At 71.4% G+C, this 20,591-nt stretch carries 12 protein-coding genes and 2 pseudogenes; 5 read left to right on the forward strand and 9 right to left on the reverse strand.

The genetic code is table 11. The annotated features are described in order from the left end of the window. Nucleotides 1-39: 39 nt before the first annotated feature. The 3 genes from AB8Z36_RS01195 to AB8Z36_RS01205 form a co-directional block, all read right to left on the reverse strand. Complete coding sequence (locus tag AB8Z36_RS01195; protein WP_369211271.1) at nucleotides 40-1,017, reverse strand: ROK family protein; 978 nt, start codon at nucleotides 1,015-1,017, stop codon at nucleotides 40-42. Further along, nucleotides 1,014-2,732 carry a class I mannose-6-phosphate isomerase gene (locus AB8Z36_RS01200; RefSeq protein WP_369211272.1) on the reverse strand — a complete coding sequence of 573 codons (1,719 nt, stop codon included), beginning with the start codon at nucleotides 2,730-2,732 and terminating at the stop codon, nucleotides 1,014-1,016. Before AB8Z36_RS01200 ends, AB8Z36_RS01195 begins: the two co-directional genes overlap by 4 nt. A gap of 762 nt (nucleotides 2,733-3,494) precedes the next feature. After that, nucleotides 3,495-4,271 carry a methyltransferase gene (locus AB8Z36_RS01205; RefSeq protein WP_369211273.1) on the reverse strand — a complete coding sequence of 259 codons (777 nt, stop codon included), beginning with the start codon at nucleotides 4,269-4,271 and terminating at the stop codon, nucleotides 3,495-3,497. A gap of 1,021 nt (nucleotides 4,272-5,292) precedes the next feature. On the opposite strand from AB8Z36_RS01205, the gene AB8Z36_RS01215 reads away from it, so the two are divergent. Beyond that, complete coding sequence (locus tag AB8Z36_RS01215) at nucleotides 5,293-6,231, forward strand: MFS transporter (RefSeq protein ID WP_369211274.1); 939 nt, start codon at nucleotides 5,293-5,295, stop codon at nucleotides 6,229-6,231. Between the two features lie 212 nt (nucleotides 6,232-6,443). Continuing rightward, on the forward strand, nucleotides 6,444-7,703 hold the full coding sequence (locus tag AB8Z36_RS01220; RefSeq protein ID WP_369211275.1) for a PucR family transcriptional regulator: 1,260 nt from the start codon (nucleotides 6,444-6,446) through the stop codon (nucleotides 7,701-7,703). On the opposite strand, the gene AB8Z36_RS01225 is transcribed toward AB8Z36_RS01220, so the two are convergent. From AB8Z36_RS01225 to AB8Z36_RS01250, 5 genes and pseudogenes are all read right to left on the reverse strand, one after another. After that, nucleotides 7,659-8,378 (reverse strand): ABC transporter ATP-binding protein, encoded by a 720-nt coding sequence (locus AB8Z36_RS01225; protein WP_369211276.1) that lies wholly within the window; start codon nucleotides 8,376-8,378, stop codon nucleotides 7,659-7,661. The genes AB8Z36_RS01220 and AB8Z36_RS01225 overlap by 45 nt on opposite strands. Beyond that, a complete protein-coding gene (locus tag AB8Z36_RS01230; RefSeq protein ID WP_369211277.1) occupies nucleotides 8,378-11,152 on the reverse strand; it encodes an ABC transporter permease subunit in 2,775 nt (924 codons plus the stop codon). Before AB8Z36_RS01230 ends, AB8Z36_RS01225 begins: the two co-directional genes overlap by 1 nt. Before the next feature lie 6 nt (nucleotides 11,153-11,158). Then, on the reverse strand, nucleotides 11,159-12,394 hold the full coding sequence (locus AB8Z36_RS01235) for an ABC transporter substrate-binding protein (RefSeq protein WP_369211278.1): 1,236 nt from the start codon (nucleotides 12,392-12,394) through the stop codon (nucleotides 11,159-11,161). Nucleotides 12,395-12,555: 161 nt separating this feature from the next. Next, a pseudogene (locus tag AB8Z36_RS42250) lies at nucleotides 12,556-13,364 on the reverse strand (helix-turn-helix domain-containing protein). Between the two features lie 228 nt (nucleotides 13,365-13,592). Beyond that, a pseudogene (locus AB8Z36_RS01250) lies at nucleotides 13,593-13,976 on the reverse strand (trypsin-like serine protease); the annotation flags it as partial. Between the two features lie 228 nt (nucleotides 13,977-14,204). On the opposite strand from AB8Z36_RS01250, the gene AB8Z36_RS01255 reads away from it, so the two are divergent. The 3 genes from AB8Z36_RS01255 to AB8Z36_RS01265 are packed head-to-tail and all read left to right on the forward strand — an operon-like array spanning nucleotide 14,205 to nucleotide 19,446. Further along, nucleotides 14,205-15,428 (forward strand): metal-dependent hydrolase family protein, encoded by a 1,224-nt coding sequence (locus tag AB8Z36_RS01255; protein WP_369211281.1) that lies wholly within the window; start codon nucleotides 14,205-14,207, stop codon nucleotides 15,426-15,428. Between the two features lie 44 nt (nucleotides 15,429-15,472). Next, nucleotides 15,473-17,776 (forward strand): S9 family peptidase, encoded by a 2,304-nt coding sequence (locus AB8Z36_RS01260; RefSeq protein WP_369211282.1) that lies wholly within the window; start codon nucleotides 15,473-15,475, stop codon nucleotides 17,774-17,776. 8 nt (nucleotides 17,777-17,784) lie between these two features. Continuing rightward, on the forward strand, nucleotides 17,785-19,446 hold the full coding sequence (locus AB8Z36_RS01265; protein ID WP_369211283.1) for a gamma-glutamyltransferase: 1,662 nt from the start codon (nucleotides 17,785-17,787) through the stop codon (nucleotides 19,444-19,446). Nucleotides 19,447-19,534: 88 nt separating this feature from the next. On the opposite strand, the gene AB8Z36_RS01270 is transcribed toward AB8Z36_RS01265, so the two are convergent. Then, a complete protein-coding gene (locus tag AB8Z36_RS01270) occupies nucleotides 19,535-20,371 on the reverse strand; it encodes an alpha/beta fold hydrolase (protein ID WP_369211284.1) in 837 nt (278 codons plus the stop codon). Between the last annotated feature and the right edge of the window lie 220 nt (nucleotides 20,372-20,591).

Raw genomic sequence — 20,591 nt, forward strand, 5'->3', positions numbered from 1 at the left:
TGCATCATCGCCACGACGTCACGCTGCCCGGGCGAGCGGTCATTCCCCCGCCCCTTCCTCCGTCTTGCCGCGTCCGTGCATCGGCCCCCATGGCGCGTCCGGCGAACCCCGCGCCCAGCGGGCGGCCCCGAGCAGGGGCGCCTCCTCGGGCCACCGCGCCGGTACGACGGGCACGTCCAGCCCGCCGACCGAGGTCAGCCCCGTGCCGAGCGCGGGGTGGACCAGGTCCCACGACCGGGCCATGGAGCCACCGAGGACCACCGCGGTGGCCTCGAAGCGGGTGATCCACGGAGCCAGGGCCCGGCCGAGCGCGTCGAAAGCGTAGTGAATGGCCTGTGCCGCGGCGGAGTCGCCCATCCTGGCTCGTGCCGCGATCTCACGGACGTCGGGGACGCCTTCGTCGCTCCCCGCGGCGCCGAGGGCGGCGTAGCGGGAGCGGATGCCACGGCGCGAAACGATGTCCTCCAGCGGGCGGCCGTGCACCGTCAGGTGGTGGACGCGCCCACCGGGCGGCACGAGGGGGCCCGTGTGCACGGGGCGGCCGGAGGCCAGGAACGAGGAACCCACGCCCGTGCCCAGGGTCAGGCAGAGGGCGCGGTCGTGGCCCGCGGCGGCGCCCGCACCGTGTTCCCCGACGGCGAACGCGTCGGCGTCGTTGAGGAAGCGGAGCCGCGCGGACCGGCCGGCCAGCCGTCGGCACAGGCCCGCCCGGACATCGACGCCGTCCAGCGATTCGAACTTCCCCACCCCGGTGAAGCGGCCGATGCCGTTCACGTAGTCGAAGGGGCCGGGCATCGCCACGCCCCAGTGCGGGCCATGCCCGTCCGGCAGCGCCAGGGCCGCCACGGCGATCGCGTCGAGGATGTCGTCGGCTCCCGCTCCCGCGCTCAACGGCCTGCGGACCACGGTGCGGGGCAGCGCGCGGCCCTCGGCGAGGTTTACGAGCGCGGCGGTGACATGGGTACCCCCGATGTCGAGCACCGGCACCGGCACCGGTCCGGCGGCCGTCCCGGTCATGGCTCGACCACCAGCGCCTTGACGACCCGCACCTCACGGGAGCCGAGAGCCCGGACGCGGTACGCGCCGACGGAGGCGGGGACCGTGATCGTCTCTGCGAAGGCCAGGGTGTGCGCGTGGCCGTCGCGGGTCTCGATGACGATGCCCTCGCCCGCCACGACATTGAGGATGTGGAAGCGGCCCGCGGTGTCATCGGGCATGTGGCGGCCCTCCGCCACGACGAGGCGGTGCACCGCGTAGAACATCTCGGGCAGCGCACCGACGACTTCCTCGCGCCAGTCCTCCCCGGCGCGCAGCGTACGCGGCTGCTGGATGAGCTCCTTGGTGACGTCGCCCCCGCGCCGCGCGCCGTCCAGATTGGCGAACCCGTGCTCGTAGGGCAGCGGCCGGGACATGCCCGCCGTGTCCTTGCGCAACCAGTCGTACAACCGCAGGGAATACAGGTAGGGGGTCGCGCTCACTTCGAGCACGAGGTTGCCCGCGCCGGACGCGTGCGGTGTGCCCGCCGGGATCATGAACAGCTGGCCCACCGTCGCCGGGTGCGACTGGATGTGGTCCTCAACGGGCATCGGGTCGCCGTTCTCGACGGAGTCCTCCACCTGGCGCCGCATCGCGCCGAGGTCCGCGTCCTCGGTGAGACCGAGCAGCACCCGGGCGCCGTCCTGGCTCGCGGTGACGTAGTACGTCTCGTGCTGAGTGTACGGCCAGCCGAAGACGTCCCTCATGTACTGCTCGCGCGGGTGCAGGTGCAGCGACAGGTTGCCGCCGCCCATGGTGTCCAGATAGTCGAACCGGATCGGGAAGGACGTACCGAAGCGGCGGTGCACCTCCTCACCGAGCATGTCCACGGGGTGTTCGACGCAGAGCAGTTGGAAGGGCACCTCGACCTGGGCCCCGCCCTTCTCGCCGACGAGGATTCCGGCCTCGGGCGCGATCAGTTCATAGCCGAGGGCCGTGTTGCCGGCCTGCGGGGTGAAGCCCAACTCGCTCGCCGCCCACTGGCCGCCCCAGGGGGTGGAGTTGAAGTAGGGCCGGGTACGCACGGGGTGCCGGGCCAGGTGTGCGAGGGTGCCGCGCAGCGCGGCACCGCCCAGGGAGGCCGGGCCGGCCGGGTCCTGCACGTCTATCCACCGGTCGACGCGTCCCGCGATCGCGTCGCGATGCCGGTCCAGCACGGGCCAGTCGGTGTAGAAGAGACCCACCAGGTCACCAGGTTCGGTGGGGCGCCCCAGATTGACGCCGACGGGCAGCTCGCCCTTCGACACGGCCGCCTCGGCGTACCGCTTCGGCAGGTCCGCATACCACAGCAGGTCGGGGCCGCTGAGCGAGGCGCCCGGACCGAACACCACCACCACGCCGTCCCGCACCGGACGTTCGAGCAGGGGAGGGGTGTCAAACAGGTCCGCGACCTCCGCCGTGGACAGCGGGGTGAAGAACGGGTCGTCGGCGGGGACGGGAGCGGCGGCCATCCGGTCTCCGGCGGATTCCGCATAGTGGTCGCGGACGTCGACCAGGTCCACGGGACGACCCACTGAGCGCACGGCCTCCGCGAGCCCATGCGCGAGTGCGTTCCAGTCGAGGGCCGAGGGGCCGTCCACCGCCAGCACCAGCGGACTCGGAGGCAGGTCTGCGACCGCAGCCGGCCAGCCGACCACCACCTCTCCGGCGACCGGCCGGTAACAGGGGGAGGGGTCGTACGAACGGGACGCGGACACATCTGCTCCTTGCTCGGCTCCACGGTCGAGTTAACGATAACAAGACGCTTACGATGATGTCCACGGCCTTACTGAGTGCCGTCGGCGGCCAAGACGCGGCTTTGAAATGCAGATTTACGTGGACTCTTTTCCGAGTGGGATCTTCTCGGTTCGAGGGCCTTGCTGCTCGCGACATGGTGTCGTTAACCACTCGGCAACACATCCCCGGGCCGCAGAGCGTCTCGGACATCCCCGAGCGTTGGACGCGCCCTGCGAGTGACATCACCCCCGCATCCGCCATGTGTTTCCTACCTCGTTCCTCCCTCGCTCGGACGGCCACGGGTGCGGCTGACCGGGAGCGGAAGGGACGGTCGGAATTCTGAACGGCGTGCTCGTGGCAACAGCGCGTGGTCCCTCAGGCCAGCTCCGTCACCAGACAGTTTCGCGGGATCGATCTCGCAAGGCACTACCGGCGTCGGCGGTCAGCCGCACTACCGATTATCACGCCGGCGAGGCGTCCCGTCAGGGACATGGTGGACTGTTTCAGAAGGCCGATCGGGCACTCGACTTCGTGCCTGCGCTTATACATCTCGCGGTTGGGCGACCGCCGAGCAAACCACGCCGGACTTGGTGTCCGGCCTGCTCCCGCTTCTCCGGGATGGTGTGCGTGATCCCGCGTCTTCGCAGGCAGGAGCGAATCTGGCGGGAAGAGTGCGCCCGGTCGGCGGGCGCTATGCGGAAGGTGCTGGGCAATGACTGCCTATGGCGGGGACGTATCGTTCGTCAGCGGGTCGGGGGGATGAGGGCCAACAGCTCATACAGCCGGTGTTCGACCTCGTCGTCGATGTCCTGACCCGGAGCTCCCCGGTCGGCGGCGGCCAGGCGTGCGTGGTAGCCATGCTCGGCGGCGAGGGCCTGCAGAGCGTTCTCATCGGAGATGTCACCGAGCCCGAGGAACAGGCGGCCGCCGGGAGCCAGGTGGCAGCGGGCGCCGGCGAGGTAGGTCAGGCAGCAGTAGTGGCCCACATCGAGCACACACCGAGTTTCGGCGGAAGCGGCAGGTGACCCCGCTGGTACGTTCTCGTAGGGCAGGGCCCAGAAGATGAGGTCGAACGGGCCGTCCTGCGCGTCGAGCGCGGCGAAGACATCGCCTGCCTTGCCCCTGACCCGAAAGACGTCGTGCCGTGCCGCGTTGCGCATGGTGGTGGCGACAGCCTGCGGGTCCACGTCCACCGCAAGCACGTCCTCGCAGCCGGCCTGGCCCGCGCACACGGCCGTGACGCCCGCGCCGCAGCCCATCTCCAAGAACCTCCCTCCGCGCGGATACGGCAGGTTCTGGGAGAAGAAGGCAGTGCCATAGGTCAGAGCGGGCAAGAATACCCCCGGGAGAATGTCCCAGGTCATTCCCATGAGCGCGAAAGTTCCTTCGGCCGTGGCGCACATGGTGGTTTCGTCGTAGGGGACTGCGGCCATCCGCGCGCCGACTGGGCCGGTCCCAACCCTGCTCGCAGTGCCGATCTGAGGCTGACGGTTGGGTTCGTCCTCTGGAGGCCTCTTCATGGCGACGCTCCTTCCCGGGCCGCCACGGTGTGCGAATGGGGCCGTGCTCGTGTCAGCCCGTTGCCGTTACCGGCCTCTCCGCCAGCCTGCCCACGCCACCAGCCGCATGAGCGCCATCAGCAGGTAAACCACGCTTTCTGACGAAAAGCACTGAAGGAAACATCTGCGCCCAAGTCCCGATGGCCTGCGCCGACCCGACCTCGCGGCCACAAACGCCCGCACGGCCCGTCTCGCCGCCCAGGTCCGCCGTCTTGAGCAGTGCCTCAGCGAAGTGCTGGGCGACCAGGTCTGGCGCGAGTCCGGCATCGGAGGGCCTGACGATTCCGAGCAGCTCAAGGCCCGGATCACGTGAAACTTGCTAGTCAGGCCGCCTCGGACCGGCCGAGGGCTGGGTCACGGAGCCCCCTTCTCGAGCCCCCGCCGCGTGCTGATGGGTGCGGAGGATCGTGGAGTCGACGGACACCAGCCAGGCGACGGCGCCCGCCGCGTCCGCCTGAGCCTGCGCGGCCCGCATCATCCGGTCGAACGTTCCGTCCGCCGCCCACCCGCGGAAACCGCCTCCGCGGCCTTCGCCCGACGGCTCTGCCAGTTCCTCAACTCACGCCCGGCGGGAACCGGCCCGGACACACGCGAGAACGAAGCCGCACCCATGCGAGGACCCAGCCGAGTGCCCTCCAGACTCCCGGAGACACCATGTTTTCCACCGCCCGCGGCCGAGCGCCCCGGCGGACCCCGCCCGAGGCCGCACCAGACGTCACCGCTGTCCCGCCCTATTGTATGTGGCTGTCGGTCCTGCCGATCGTGTCGCTCTTCGTCCTGTCCAACGTAGCGACCCCCCTGTACACGGTCTGGCAGCAGCGGATGGGCTTCTCCGACACCGCCCTCACCTGGATCTTCGTCGTCTACATCGTCGGGCTGCTCACCTCGCTGCTCTTCAGCGGCCCGGCTTCGGACCGGCTCGGCCGCAAACCCGTGCTCCTGCCCGCCCTCGTGCTCGCCCCTCGCCAGTTGCGTCCTCTTCATGACGGCAGGCGACATCGTCACGCTGCTCGTCGCGCGTCTGCTGACCGGACTCAGCGTCGGAGCCATCGTCTCCTGCGGCATCGCCGCTGTCATCGATCTCTCCGGAACCAGGCGAGCCGACGCGGCCCTCCTCGCCTCCAGCGCCATCGTGCTGGGTTCTGGCCTCGGCCCCTTGCTGGCCGAAGTGGTCACCGACCTCAGCGGTGATCCCGTCATCGCCGTCTTCCTCGTGGCGTTCGTCCTGCTGGCCGCCTCACTCGTGGCCGCGGTGAGAATGCCCCTGCCCGTTCGCCCCCGTGGCGAGGGGCGTTTCCGTCAGCTGCCGCGCGTACCGCGGCCGCACGTGGCACAGCTCGCTCTGGGCGCCGCCGTGTACGGGCCGGGGCTCGTCGGCGGCTCCTTCTTCCTCGCTCTGAGTCCCTCCCTGCTGTACAGCCTCCGCCCGGACGCCGGAGCTTCGGCCACAGGTGCTCTCGTCTTCGTCGCTTTCGCAGCGGCCACCGCGGTGCAGTGGGGGGCCCGCCTCCTGCCCGTGCGGATCGCGCTGTCCGCGAGTGTCGCCGGGACACTCGTCGGCATGGCAAGTCTCTTCACCGCCGCCACCACTCACGACACGGTGGCCCTCTACGCTGCCGCCGTCTGCGTCTGCGTCTGCGTCTGCGTCTGCGTCTGCGCGGGGCAGGGAGCGGGACAGCTTTCGGCCTTCACCCTGCTCAACGCCTCGGTAGCACCCGAGCGCCGTGCCGCGGCCAACGCCTGTCTGAGCATGAGCGTCTACCTTCCCGCAGCCGCCTTCACCCTCGCCACCGGCCGGCTCAGCGACCGGTCCGGGATCGATGCCAGTACGCGGATGCTGGCGGTAGCGATGATGCTGATCGGCGCCGTCGTGGGGGTCGTTCTCCTTGCGTGCAGGAAACGCATCCCGCGGGTCGGCTGAGCACCGGACGGTGTCCGCGGGCCACGGGCGACGCACCCCCGTGCCGGTGTGCCCGCAGCCGAGCGGCCTCGTACAGGTCGTCGGTGTCGAGGAGGGCCCGCTGCTCGGCATCGGGTGTGTCACGGACGACCGGTGTCGCGTGTCAGCCACGCGCGGCACGACGGATGCCGCTTGCGTTGCTCCGGCACCCGAACCTGACTTAACGTGCGAAAGTGATCTCTGATCTGCAGCAGCTGGTCGACGCGTTCGGTTCCCGCTTCGAGCGGTCGGTGGCCATCGACGATGCCCATCTGCGCTTGCTCGCCTACAACGGGCACACCGGGGAGGTCGACGACATGCGCGTCCACTCGATCATGCACCGTGAGGTGCCCCCCGCCCTCGCCCACTACCTCGCCACACGCGAGACGGCACGGGCCACCGGCCTCTTCACCGTGACACCGAACCCCGGGATCGGCCTGACGGTGGAACGCATCGGCATGCCCATCCGCTACAACGGAGCGCTGCTGGGCTACGTCTGGCTGGTGGCCTCCGACGGACCAGTACCGGCACGCACCGCCGAGGCGCTCGGGGAGACCGCCCAGCAGGCCGCGCTCATCCTGCACCGCGACAGCCTGGCCGCCGAGGTGTCGATGAGCCACGCGCGGGAACTGATCCGCGACCTGATGTCCGACGGCGAGCGCCTGCGGACCCAGGCCATCGACGCGCTCATCGAAGAGGGGCACGCCGTGGCCGGACCCGTGGTGGCCCTGGTGGCGGTGGTGGGCGACGCGCATCCCGAGCCTCTGTCCGAACGGTATCGGCTGGCCATGGACCTGGCGGTCGACCACACCCGGCGGCGGCTGCCGCCCTCCCGTGCCCTGACACTGACCCGGCCGGACCACGCCCTGCTGTTGACCTCCTGGCCAAGGACCCGCGCCGAGAGCATCGCCGCCCATGTCGCCGAGCTGGCCGACGTCCTGCGCACGAAGCTGGCGGCGGAACTCGGCCCGGACCAGGAGGCGCAGACCTGGGTGGGGGTGGGCGGCTCGCGTCCACGTCTGTCGGAGGCCCGCGACTCCTACCGCGAGGCCATGTCCGCGGCCGACGTCGCCCGCGTCACCGGAGCCCTCGGCCAGGTGGCCGCCTACCCGCAGTTGGGTGTCTACGCGCTGCTCGCGCAGATGACGCCGGAGGAGCTGGCCGCGGGCATCCACCCCGGTCTGCGCCGCCTGCTCATCTCGTGCCCCGGCAACGAGGTCCTGGTCCAGACGCTGCGGGTCTACCTCGACCACGCCGGAGACGCGCAGCGGGCCGCCGCCGCGCTGCACATCCACCGCTCCACGCTGTACCAGCGCCTGCGCCGGGTCGAGGAGCTGACGGGCCTCGACCTGACCAGCGGCGACGACCGGCTGGCCGCGCATCTCGGCCTGAAGATGACGCAGCTCGCCTCACCCCTGCCCGCCGAGGGAGGGGCCCTCGGCGAAGTAGAGTGAGGCGAGTTCGCCGACGCGGCGCCGCAGCTCCTGACCGGTCCCTTCGCGCACGCACTTCCCGTGGTTGAGCACATAGGCCCGGTCGCACAGTTCCAGCGCGATGTGCAGATGCTGTTCGACGAACAGCACGGCGACGCCCTCGGCGGCGACCGACGCGACCACCTCGACGAGGCTGCGCACCACCAGCGGCGCGAGCCCCATCGTCATCTCGTCGATGAGCAGCAGCCTCGGCTTGAGGCTGAGCGCGCAGACCAGCGCGAGAAGCTGCTGCTCACCGCCCGACAGCAGCCCGGCCCGCCGGTCACGCAAGGCGCCGAGCACGTCGAAACGCTCGTACACGGCGTTGATCGCCTGGCGGGAGCGGGCACGCAGGCGCAGGTTCTCGTCGACGGTGAGCTCTCGGAAGAGGCCGCGGTGTTCGGGGACGTAGGCCATGCCCCGGCGTGCGGCTCCCCTCAGGTCGCGCACCGGGCGGCCGAAGACCCTCACCTGGCCCGCGAGCGGCGTCAGCAGCCCGCAGACGGTGTCCAGGGTGGTTGTCTTGCCCGCTCCGTTGGGGCCGAGCAGGGCCACGACCTGGCCCTCGGCGATCCGCAGGTCGAGCTCCCGCACGGCGGCGGTGCGGCCGTGTCCCGCGCTCAGCCCGTCGAGTTCCAGGGCCAGGGTCGTCGCCATCACACACTCGCCTCCGTTGCGGGCGCCTCGGCGCCGATGTACGCGCGGACGACGGCCTCGTGCCGCCGGATGTCCTCCGGGGCCCCGGCCGCGAGCACGGCCCCCTCGTGCAGCACGTACACGCGGTCGCAGATGCTCAGGACCAGGGCCAGGTCGTGATCGATCAGGACGACGCCGATGCCCTGCGCCGCCACCGTCCGCAGGCGCTCGCCCAGCTTCTGGCTCTCCCAGCTGTCCAGGCCGGCCGCCGGTTCATCGCTGAGCAGCACGCCGGGGCGCCCGGCCAGGGCCCTGGCGAGGGCCACCACTTTGCGCTGGCCGACGCTGATCTGGGACGGGCGCCGGGCGGCGAGGCTCTCGATGCCGAGCAACCGCATGGCCCAGGCGGCGTCGGTGTCCGCCGCGGCGCCTTCGGCGCGGGTGCCAAAGCGGCGTTTCGCACGGTGTTCCGCACGGCGTTCCGCGAGGCGGACGTTGTCGAAGACGTTCAAGTCGTCGAAGAGTTCCCCGGCCTGCCAGGTCCTGCTCAGTCCGGCACGGTAGCGGCGGTGCGGGGCCAGACCGGTCAACGGCCGGTCACCCAGCTCGACCGATCCCTCGCAGCGGGCGAAGCCGGTCAGCGCGTCGAGCAGGGAGGTCTTCCCCGCACCGTTGGGACCGATCACCGCGACGATCTCACCCGGTGCCACGTCGAGCGAGACATGGTCGACGGCGACGACACCGCCGTAGCGGACCGTGATGTCCCGCGCCGTCAGGTGAGCCTGCACGGGCGGTTCGACGGGGCCCGTCGGCAGGGTCACCGAGAGCCCGGCGTCCTCGGCGTCCCCGGCGGCCGGGTGGAACCTGCGCCGCAGCGCCGCGAGGGACCGGCGCGTGCCGTCACCGGCACCGTGCGGGTACTGGATGGCCATGGTGACGAGCCCGATGGCCGCGACGGTGGTGTACACCGAGGCGAAGTCGTTGTCCGCCTCGACGTTCCACAAGGAGTTGCCCCAGATGTAGAGCACGCCGCCGGGCGCGATGGCACCCGCGTACAGGGCGCCGCCGACCCCCGTGATGCCGCCGATGTAGGCATACACCAGGAGGGTGACGCCGAGGAACACGTCGAAGGTGCTGGCCGCGACGCCCCGGCTGTTGTAGGCGAGCAGCCCGCCGCCGATTCCCGCGATGAACCCGGAGACGGCGAGCGCCAGCGTCTTGGTGCGCACGATGTCGATGCCGACACTGGCGGCGGCGCGCTCGTTGCTGCGGACCGCCAGGAACGTGCGCCCCATCCTGCCGCCGATGATCCGGGACACCGCGGCGCAGACCAGCAGCACCACGGCGAGGACGGCGAGGACGAACGGCAGTCGGCCGACGTGGCTGCCCGCCTGCGGGCCCAGGTCGAGCGGCCCGATCCGCGGCGGTTCGATCGTGCTGGACCGCGCGCCGTCCAGTACGAGGGACTGCACCGCGACGGCGCCCGTGAAGGTGATGACCGCCAGCTGCGCGCCGCGCACGCGCAGGGCCGGCAGGGTGACGACCACCGCGACCGCGGCCGCCACCAGACCGGCGAGCACCAGACCGGTGGGGAAGGGCCAGGAGTCCAGGTACTTGGCCAGCGCGAACGCGGCGATCGCCGCGACGGCGAGCTGGCCGAGCGAGATCTGCCCGATCAGTCCGACGAGCACCACCAGGGAGCAGCACAGCACGGTGAACACCAGGCTCGTGGTGACCCCCAGGCGCAGCGTGGGGCCGAGGAAGACGGAGATCACCGCGACAGCGGCGCCCACGACGGCCAGGGTGCGCAGCCGCATCGGCGGAGGCACTCGGGGCAGGGCGTCCAGCACGACGCCCGCGCGCGTCGGAAGGGTGCGGCCGCGCATCACCAGGACGCAGATGATGACGATGAGCGGCACGGCGTCGGTGGCGCCTCCGGTGGAGAGCCATGTCGGCCACCACGTCTTGGTCGTGACGAACGACAGCAGCCCCTGCACCATGCCCAGCGCCAGGCCGGTCAGGGCGGCCGGGACGACATGGACCAGACGCCCGCAGAGCATCACCGTGAGCCCCGGTGCGATCAGGAGGTTCACCGACAGCGGGTTCAGGGGGCTGACGGAGGCGGAGGCGATCATCACCGCGGTCGTCAGCGTCACCGCCGCCATGACGTTGGCGGCGGCCAGCCACGTCGGCGACCAGCGGCTGAGGGTGAGCGACACCTCGTCCTCACGCAGCGCCCGGGTGGCCAGACCGAACGCCGTACGGCGATAGACCAGGGCCACGCACGCCGCGAGCGCCAGCACCAGGCCGGCGGTCCAGAGCCGGTCCTCGGGCACGCTGAGGCCGCCGAGCTGGATCTGCCGCGTGGTGAACAGCGGCGGCGCGGTGCGCGAGCCGCTGCCGAAGCTCCGGATCAACAGCGTCTGAAAGAGCGTCAGCAGCCCAAGCGAGGCCATGATCTTCGCTACCAGGGGGGCCTTGCGCAGCGGCCGGAAGACCAGCAGATGCATGGCCGCGCCCAGCGCGGCGGCCAGGACGAGGGCGGTGACGAAGGCCGCCCACAGCGGCAGCGGGCCACCCAGCGGGATGCGGTCCGGAATCAGTACGAGAGGCACGACCAGGTCGCCGGACCTGCGCAGTTCATCGCACGCGAACGCGCCCCACAAGGCCACCGGCGCATGGGCGAAGTTGATGACGCCGGTGCCTTTGTAGGTCATCACCAGGCCCATGCCCAGGGCGGCCGCCACGGCGCCCGCACCGAGACCGAGGACCGCGAAGACGAGGTACTGGTCCACGGCGGCTCACCTCCCGCCCATGAGCGCGCCGACATCAAGGGGCTTGCCGCCCACGAGGGTCTGGGTGCCGTCGGCGTGGGCCTCCAGGGCGATCAGGTGACGCCCGCAGTTCGCACCGGGCAGCAGCTTCGCCGCGCAGTTCTGCGGCGTACCCAGGACCTGCCGCCCCTTGAACGAGGCCATGGCCCGGGCGGCGGAGGCGCGGGTGACCCTTCCGTCGATGGTCCGCAGGATCTTGGCGAACGTCATGACGGTGGAGTAGCCGGACGTCGCGAACCCGTCGTCGAGGTACTTCCTCGCCCCAGCGGCCTCGGCGGCCGCCTCGTAGTCGTCGAACTCGGCCTTCAACCGGCTGTCGTACTTCTCCGCCGAGGCACGCGAGCCGAAGGGGAAGAGCGAGGACATGGTCTTGACCCCGGCGGCCTGCGGCCCGAGGTCCTTGATGAACCTGGTGCAGTTGCTGCCGACGATGCTTCCGGCCCACTTGAGTGCCCTGGCCGTCCCGATGGCGTTGGTGCAGTCGCTCTCCGTGAATGAGAAGACCAGGCCGTCCGCGTCAGTGGCCTTGGCGGCGTTCACGGCGGCGGTGATGTCCGGGTTGGCCGGGGCGACGAGCGAGAGGGTGAGGCGGACACCGAAGGCGGCGGCAGCGTCCTTGATCCCGTCGAAGGCCCGCTTGATCTCGGACCCGATGTTCGGCAGTACGAACACGGCCTTGCGGATGCCCATCAGCTTCTGGACGGGGCCGTTCGCCGCCAGCTGCACCGCGGGCGGTGTCCCCATGACCGTGTTGCCGGGGTCGGCGCTGACCAGTGGCGTACCCGTGCTGCCGAAGATGTGTATCCCTGCCTCGGCGAGGATCGGCTGTGCCGCGTCCAGACCGCCGTCGTTCCCGTTGAGCACGGTCAGCACCTTCTTGCCCACGAGGTCGGTCGCGCACTTCGTCGAGGATGCCGGGGTGCCGTCGGTCGAGCACACCTCAAGCTTGAGCGGACGCCCGCCGATGCCCCCGCGGCCATTGATCCACTCCGCCGCGGCCCTGGCCATCGCGGAGACCGCGGGCTGGCCGAAATGGCCGCTGTCGGAGCTGAGGAAGCCTACGGAGATCGGTTCTCCCGTCGCCGGATCGGGCCCACGCGCCGCGCCCGTCGCCGCGTCGGAGCCACCGCAGCCGGCGAGCACGGCCATCGCCGCGATGACCGCGAGGAGGGCCCTTCCGCTTTTCGCAGGGGGTGTTCTCATGATCGTGCCCTCCTGGCCATCAGCCCGCGAGGTCGGTTTCACGACCATGTAAGCGGCGATGCCCGGCCACGGGCCCCCGACGGGTGTCGGCCATCACCCGGCCGGGACGCAACCGGTGTCGGACATCAACGCCCCGCGCACGCACGCGATGAGGACTTGCGTCACCGGACGGCGTCGAATGTGCCCGCCGCGGTGAACGTCTCGGAGTTCGGGGCGATGAGCGAGGCGAAGCGGCGGGCGCCCGCGCCGCCGATGGGCGCCCACAGCGCGGCACAGTGCTGGTCCGTCTCGGCCTCGATGCGCTCGCGCACCGCACGGCCGGCATCGGTGACCACGCCGTGGGAATCGAGCCAGCCCCGCGCGACGAGGCGCTCCGTCGCCGCGTCCCACTCCTCGTCGTCCCACTGGCGGGTGGCCCGCGCGAGAGGCGCCGGAAGGCCCCCGCTCGCGGTGTGCAGGACCAGGCAGTCGCACAGCCCGAGGCCGGCGACGAGCGGGTCGGCGGGCAGCGCGACCGAGGCGTTCGCGGCGGCGAGCACCTTGCCGGCGTAGTCGGCCTCGGTGACGGCCGGGTCTATGAGCGCGCGCCTCGGCGAGGTGGTCGTCCGTGAGGTGCAGGCCCGACACGCCGCATCGCCCGTCCGGCGGCGGCGGCGAAGCGGGCGGCCTGCCACCGCTCGGGCGGCGCGGCGTCCCACACGCCCTCCATGGTCCGCACCGCCCGCGGGCTGAAGTTGTAGAAGGCCGCAAGCGTCACCTGCCAGGGGACGGCGCTCATCGCGGCCGACCTGAAGGCCAGGTAGGCCGGCCCGCGGCCGGTCACACCGAGCTCGGCCGCCGCCTGGGCGGTTTCGGGGACGAGGTAGATGAACAGGTGGGCGGCGCTGACGGCGCGGCCGACCTCGCGGACGGCGGCCAGGCCGGGCAGGCCGCCGGCAGGAGCGGAGTCGGACAGGGCTTCGAGGTGCAGGGGCATAATGTCTCCGGGAGCCGGGTGGCGCTGTCGGGCCGGTGTGGCGTCGGCGGTGACGCCGGTGGCGGAAATCCGTTGGCGGACGCAGCAGTGCCTTCTTCGCGGACGAGGACGTCCTCATCCATCTCAGAATCGACGGTAGCGTGAATAATCGATTATTGAGCGAATCGTCTAAGCTGAGCTCATGACGCAGACGGCCCACTCCTCGACCGCGCCGGGAAAGATGCTGGACAGGCGTGCCGTCCTGACGTTCATCGGGTCGACCTTGATGAGCATCATGTCGGCGTGCGCGCTGCCCACGCGCTTGCGGGGGATGGGGTGCACCGTCTTGCCCCGGCGCATGTCGAGGTTGCCCACCCGGAAGGAGATCCGCTTGTCGGGGACCGGCTCGGCCTGCTCGTAGAAGCAGTGCGAGGCGGTGAGGATCCACTGGCGGGCGACCGCCGTCCCGGTGCACGCCGGTTCGCCGTCGACGAGCATGCGCACGGCCCAGGGGCCGTAGGTGCTCTTCGATCCGCCGATGACGGCGGAGGCCGGAGCGGACGCCATCACCGAACTCACGACCAGCGCCAGGGCGGTCAGCAGCATTACGCGAATGCGACGCGCCATGCGGAACAACTCCTTTCATGGGGAACAGCCATACAGATACGTAGAGACCCCGGTGAGCGAAAGGGTTCCCTGTGAGCCGGTGATACGTGCAGGGTCCAGACATCGCCCGTGTCGACGGATGTCGCGTCACGCCCGGTGGGGCGCGCGACGATTGCCGCTGGTCCCCGGTCGCCGGAGCGCAGCAGAGTGAGAGGTGCGCGGCGAAGCGGCACGAAGGAGTGGCGTCATATGTGGCTGACCGGGGCGACCGTTGTCGACGGCACGGGCTCCGATCCCGTGCCCGGCCAGAACGTGCACATCGAGAACGGGCGGATCGTGGCCCTCGGCGGCGCGCCGCCGCCCGGCGCGGAGGTCGTCGACCTCACCGGTCTGGTGCTCACCCCCGGCCTCATCGACGCACACGTACACCTGGGCCTGTCCAGCGACCTCGGCCGCGCGGGCACCTTCGAGCTGTCCGCCGCCGAACTGGCCGCGGACATGTTCGCCAACTGCCGGCAGACGCTGGAATCGGGGTTCACCACGGTGCGCGACACCGGCGGCGTCGACCGCGGCATCGCCGACGTCGTGGCCGGCGGCAAGGTCCCCGGGCCGCGCATCCTGCACTGCGGGCCACTGCTCGCCCAGACCGGCGGGCACGGCTATCTCGGCGCGGCATGGGAGGACCCGGCCGCCTGGAGCTCCCACCATCTGCCCGGTCTCGCCGCGCAGTCACTGGTGTGCGACGGACCCGACGAGGTACGCAAGAGCGCCCGCGAGGCCTTCCGCCGCGGGGCGGGCTTCTTGAAGATGTGCGTGACCGGGGGAGTGGTCTCGCACTACGACGACCTCACCGACACGCAGTTCGGCCACGACGAGATCGCCGCGGCCGTCGCCGAAGCCGCCGCGCGCAGCACCTATGTGACCGTGCACGCGCACAACAACCGGGGGCTTCGCACCGCCGTCGAGGCCGGTGCCACCTGCGTCGAGCACGGCACGGGCATCGACGAGGAGATGGCGGCGCTGATGGCGGCCCGCGGAGTCGCCCACGTACCGACGCTGTCGGTCTGTCACGCGCTGCTGGCCGACGCCACCGAGGCGGGCCTGCCCGCGCACATCGGCGAACGCGTCGGTGACGCACTGGAGGGCCAGCGCCGGGCGATCCTCGCCGGCCGCGCTGCCGGGGTCCTGATCGGCTCCGGCTCCGACCTCATCGGCCCGCGGCAGGAGCATCGCGGCAACGAACTGGTACTCCGCTCCAAGATCGAGACACCCATGCGGGCGCTGGTGTCCGCCACCCGGGACAACGCCCGCGTCCTGCGCATCGACGACGAGGTCGGCACCGTCGAGCCCGGCAGGATCGCCGACCTCACGGTGTTCTCCGCCGACCCGCTGGCCGACCCGTCGGCCTTCGACGACCCCGAACGCATCCCCCTCGTGGTGCAGGCCGGCCGCATCGTGAAGGACCGCCGCTGACCCACCGAAGCCCGGCCGTCGATTTTCCACCCCCGGAGGTGACCATGCCGTACCCGCCGTCCGACCTGTCGGAGGCCTACCGCAGAGCACACGCCCTCGTACCGGAGAAGCTCCTCGGGCTGATGCGGAACAACACCGTCGTGCCGCACTGGACCGGAGAGGGCGACCGCTTCTGGTACCGCCGCGACGCCGACGGCGGCGGCCACGAGTACGTCCTCGTCGACCCCGAAGGCTTCCACCGCGAACCACTCTTCGACCAGGCCGCGATCACCGCCCGGCTCGCCGCCGTCCTCGAAGGACCCGTCGACCTCGAAGCCACACCGGTGGTCCTGTACGAGTCCGCGGGGGACCGCGTCCGCGTCGGCCTGCTCGACGGCCGCACCGCACTGCTGAGCCCGGCAGGCGACACCACCGCCCCCGGCCCGGACCCCGCCGTGCTGCCGGGCCCCGACGGCACGCGCGTGCTGTTCCTCCGCGACCACGACCTGTGGCTGCGCGAGACCACGACCGGCATGGAACGGCCGCTGACCACCGACGGCGAGCCGTTCCACGCCTGGGGCGCGGTGCCCGACTACACCCACGCCATGCTGCCGCTGGCCCGCGGCGACCGCCCCCTGCCACCCGCCCTGGCCTGCTTCTCGCCCTCGGGACGGCTCGTGATGGCCCTGCGGGTCGACGAACGCGACGTACCCGAGCACCCCTTCGTCGACCAGCTCCCGCCCGACCGGGCGCGGCCGAAGCTGCGGCCCTTCCGCTACCTCCACGAGGACGAGGAGCGGACCGGCACGGCCGAACTGGCCTTCATCGACCTGGAGACCGGCTCCCGCACCGTGGTCACCGCCGACGACGACCTGCTCGCCAACGTCATGACCAATGGCCCCGCCACCGTCACCTGGTCCTCGGACGAGCAGACGGTGTACCTGCTCCGGCACAGCGCCGGGTCACCCACCGCCTCGCTGGTGGGCGTCGACGTCAAGACCGGCGAGCGGCGGGTGATGCTCTCCGAGACGGCCCACCCGATCTACGAGCCCAACACCCACCTGTACTGCCTGCCCCTGATCCGGGTCCTGCCGAAGTCGGAGGAGGTCATCTGGTTCTCGCAGGCCGACGGCTTCGGCCACCTCTACCGCCACGACCTCACGACCGGCGCGCGGCTCTCCCCGATCACCAGCGGCGACCTCGTCGTGCGCGACATCCTGCACGTGGACGAGCAGCGCCGCGAGATCGTGTTCACCGCGGGCTGCGGCGACAACGGCGACAACCCCTACTGGCGCAAGGTCTACCGGGCCGACCTGGACGGCGGCGGCCAGGTGCTGCTGACCCCCGAACCCGCCGACCACGAGCTGATCACACCCGTGCCGCAGCTCCTCGCCACCCTCTTCGGCGCCACCGCCACCAGTTCGCTCAGCCCCAGCGGACGCTGGTTCGTCGACCGGGTCTCCACGGTGTCCGACCCCCCGCGAATCCTGCTGCGCGACACCCGGGACGGGACGGTGGCGGGCCGACTGGAGCGCACCGACGTCACCGCCCTGCTCGATGCCGGGTACACCGTCCCCCAGCAGTTCCACGTCACCGCCGACGACGGCGAGAGCCGGCTCTGGGGCCTGCTCACCCTGCCCGCCGGCATCCCGCCGGACACCCGGGTGCCGGTGATCGACCTGATGTACGCGGGCTACCAGGTCGTCGCACAGCCGACCGGCTGGCTCAGCGGGGGCAGCAACTCCTCCTGGCAGCAGCAGGGCGCGGCCTACGCGGCGCTCGGCTTCGCCACCCTCGTCATGGACGGCCGCGGCACCCCGGGCCGCGACCGCGCCTTCCGCCAGTACACCCATGGCGCGCCCGCCGAACCGCGCGGCCTCGCCGACCATGTGACCGCGCTGCGCGCGCTGGCCGAGCGGTACCCGCTCGACCTCGACCGCGTGGGCGTCACCGGGCACTCCTACGGCGGCTACAACTCGGTGCGCTCGATGCTGTACTTCCCCGACGTCTTCAAGGTCGCCGTCAGCTCCTGCGGGGTGCACGACGCGCCGAAGATGGCCAAGGGAAGCTGGAACTGGTTCCTCGGCGACCACGAGGAGCACGACCCCGCCGCCCTGCGCGACCTCGGCAACCTGCACCTCGCCGACCGCCTGCGCGGCAAGCTCCTCCTGCTCACCGCCGACCACGACGCGAACGCCACCATGGACCACACCTTCGCCCTCATCCGCAGCCTGATGGCGGCGGACCTGCCCTTCGACCTCAAGGTCTGGCCGGGCGGCGACCACTACTCCGTGACGACGCCCTACACCAGGACCGTCATGTGGGACTACTTCGTCGAGCACCTGCTGCCGCGGGCCGACGCCATCTGAGGAGGACCATGACCAGCTTCACCTCCGTGCACGACCTCGGCCGGGTGGGCCCCAAGACACCCGTCACCGGCAAGCGCGCCGTCGCCTCCAGCCAGCACACCGTGGTCACCGAGACGATGCTCGACACCCTGCGCGCCGGCGGCAACGCCGTCGACGCGGCGATCGCGGGCTGCCTGGTCCAGGCGGTCGTCCAGCAGGACATGACGAACCACACGGGCACGGTCACCGCGCTCGTGCACGACGCCGCGACCGGCGAGATCGCCGAGCTGAACAGCATGGGCACCATCGTCCCCGGCCTCGCCCCGTTCGCTCCCGTCCCCGCGGGCAAGGGCCTGTACGCGCAGGTGCCGGGCACCCCGCGGGCCGTCGTGCCCGGATTCATGCCCGGCATGAAGGCGCTGTACGAGCGCTTCGCGACCCAGCCCTGGGACAAGCTCTGCGCGCCCGCCGTCCACTGGGCCGAGGAAGGCCATGTCGTCACGTCGTTCGAGCACCTGGTGCTGGCGCAGACGGCCGACTTCTTCCTCTACACCGAGTCCGGCCGCGAGCACTTCACACCGGACGGGCACCTGCCGCAGGTCGGCGACCGCTGGGCATCGGCCGAACTCGCCCGGACGATGCGCGCTCTCGCCGCCGAAGGGCCGGATCACTTCCTGACCGGCACGTGGGCACAGGACTTCGTGCGCCGCGGCAATGACCTGGGCTGGCCGGTGAAGCTGGAGCACCTGACCGCGATCCCGCCGCGCTGGGCGGCCGGGCACCGCTGGGAGCACAAGGGCCACACCGTGGTGCAGCAGTCCGTCCCCGAGCGGCAAGGCGTCTTCTGCCAGATCGTGCTCGGCATCCTGGACGAGCTCGACGTCCCCTCGATCGGCCACTGGTCGCAGAACGCGGAAGCGCTGTACTACCTCGCCCACGCGCTGCGCCGCGCCGCCGCCGAGACCGGGCTGCTCAACGACCCCCTGCTGTTCGACGACCCGACCGAAGCCCTGACCGCACGTGAGATGATCAAGGGGTTCGCCGCGGTCCTGCGCAACGCCAAGGCCAAGGTCGACCTCACCGAGCATGTGCGCCTCACCCGCGGCATACCGGCGATGGCCGCGTCGGGGGCATCGAAGCAGCCCGCGGGCAGCTGCGAGCTGGCGATCGTCGACGAGCGCGGCAACTGGGTGCAGATCATGAACACGCTGCAGAGCGGCGGCATCCCCGGCGAGGTCGTCGGAGGCGTACCGATGGTCGGCAGCCACTGGATGAACGGGCTCGACTCGCCGTTCGAGGGCTGGGCGACGGGCGGCGGGCGCATGCGCTCGACGCTGTCGAACACCATGGTGCTGCGCGACGGCACACCGTGGCTGTCCCTCGGATCGCCCGGCAACGTCCACTGCACGGTGCCGCAGGTGCTCTCCAACATCCTCGACTACGGGATGGACCCCTACGCCGCCGACGACGCCCCGCGCTGCCTGCCGTACGCGCAGGACCACACGATCTCGGTGGAGGCGCGGCTCGCCCCCGGAGTCGGCGAAGGGCTGGCGCGACTGGGCGTCCTTGCCAACCCGCTGCCCGCCTACGACTACCACATGGGCACCTACCAGATGGCCTGGCGCTCCGACGACGGAACACTCGCCGCGTGCACGGGCCCGCGGCGGGAGGGGCAGGCGAACGGATACTGAGCACTCAAGCCCCGCGGGCCCGGACCGTCACCGACGGTCCGGGCCCGCACTCGTCATGCGCCCCGTGCCCAGCGGGTGGCGCGCCACCTCACGGGCGGCCGCACAGCAGCTCGACGACCCTGCGGGCGACGGTCGGGGCGAGGATGTTGGTGTGTCCGCCGGGCAGGACGACCAGGCGTCCCTGCGGCAGCTCCCGCGCCCAGACTCTCGCGTAGCCGAGACCGGAGTCCTTGTGACCGCTTACCAGCGCGACGGGCTGGGAGACGGCCCGGTGGTCGAAGCCCCACGGAGCGGTGGCCTGGGTGCATTCCAGAGTCAGGTAGCCGTTGTCCGGCTGGCGGCCCACCTCCGCGGTGTTCGCCGCCCAGGCGGCGGCCCTGACCGGATCTTCCAGCCAGGGGGAGTCCGGACTGGTGAAACGGACGAGAGCCGCCGTGAACCTGCCCGGCGACGCCGTCCTGGCCGCCCCCTTGACCGCCAGCTCCGGGTTGCGCTTCATGAGCGCGTAGGCCAAGCGTCCCTTGCGGGCCAGTGCCGCCCTCGCCGCACTGTCGGCCACCGGCGTCGTCGGGTTGAGCGGGACCACGCGCACCACGCGGTCGGGGAGGCGGGAGGCGATGGCCATGGCGTACATGCCGCCGTTGCTCAGCCCGCCCACCGCCGTCTGTTCGAGTCCGAGGGTGTCGAGCACCTCGGCCACGTCATCGGCGTAGTCGGTGACGGTCCGGCCGGGCAGTGGGTCCGAACCGCCCACACCGGGGCGGTCGAGGGAGATCAGGCGCAGCCCGCACTCGCGGGCGGGCGCGTCGAGGAATCCGCCCTCCAGCCTGCTGGACGCCGCTCCGTGGAACCAGAGCGCGGGAGTGCCCGCGGGATCGCCGTACTCCTCGAACTGGACCTTCCGGCCGCATCGCAACGTGATCATCGAGCCTCCTGCTGGGCTGGGTGAACTTCGGGCGGAGCACGCCAGGACCAGTGCAGCCGTCGGCCGCGTGCCCGCACGGTAGGTGCAGATACCAGCGTGCGGGACGCGCCGCGGCCCGGCGAGCGACGGATGTCGCGCGTTTCGGCGTGGCCGGACGACAACCGCCGACGGCGCGGGGACCGCGATCCGTCGTCCGTCGCGGATGCGCCGGTCGATGCCC

It is taken from the genome of Streptomyces flavofungini (assembly GCF_041028215.1).
GTDB classification, from domain to species: domain Bacteria; phylum Actinomycetota; class Actinomycetes; order Streptomycetales; family Streptomycetaceae; genus Streptomyces; species Streptomyces flavofungini_B.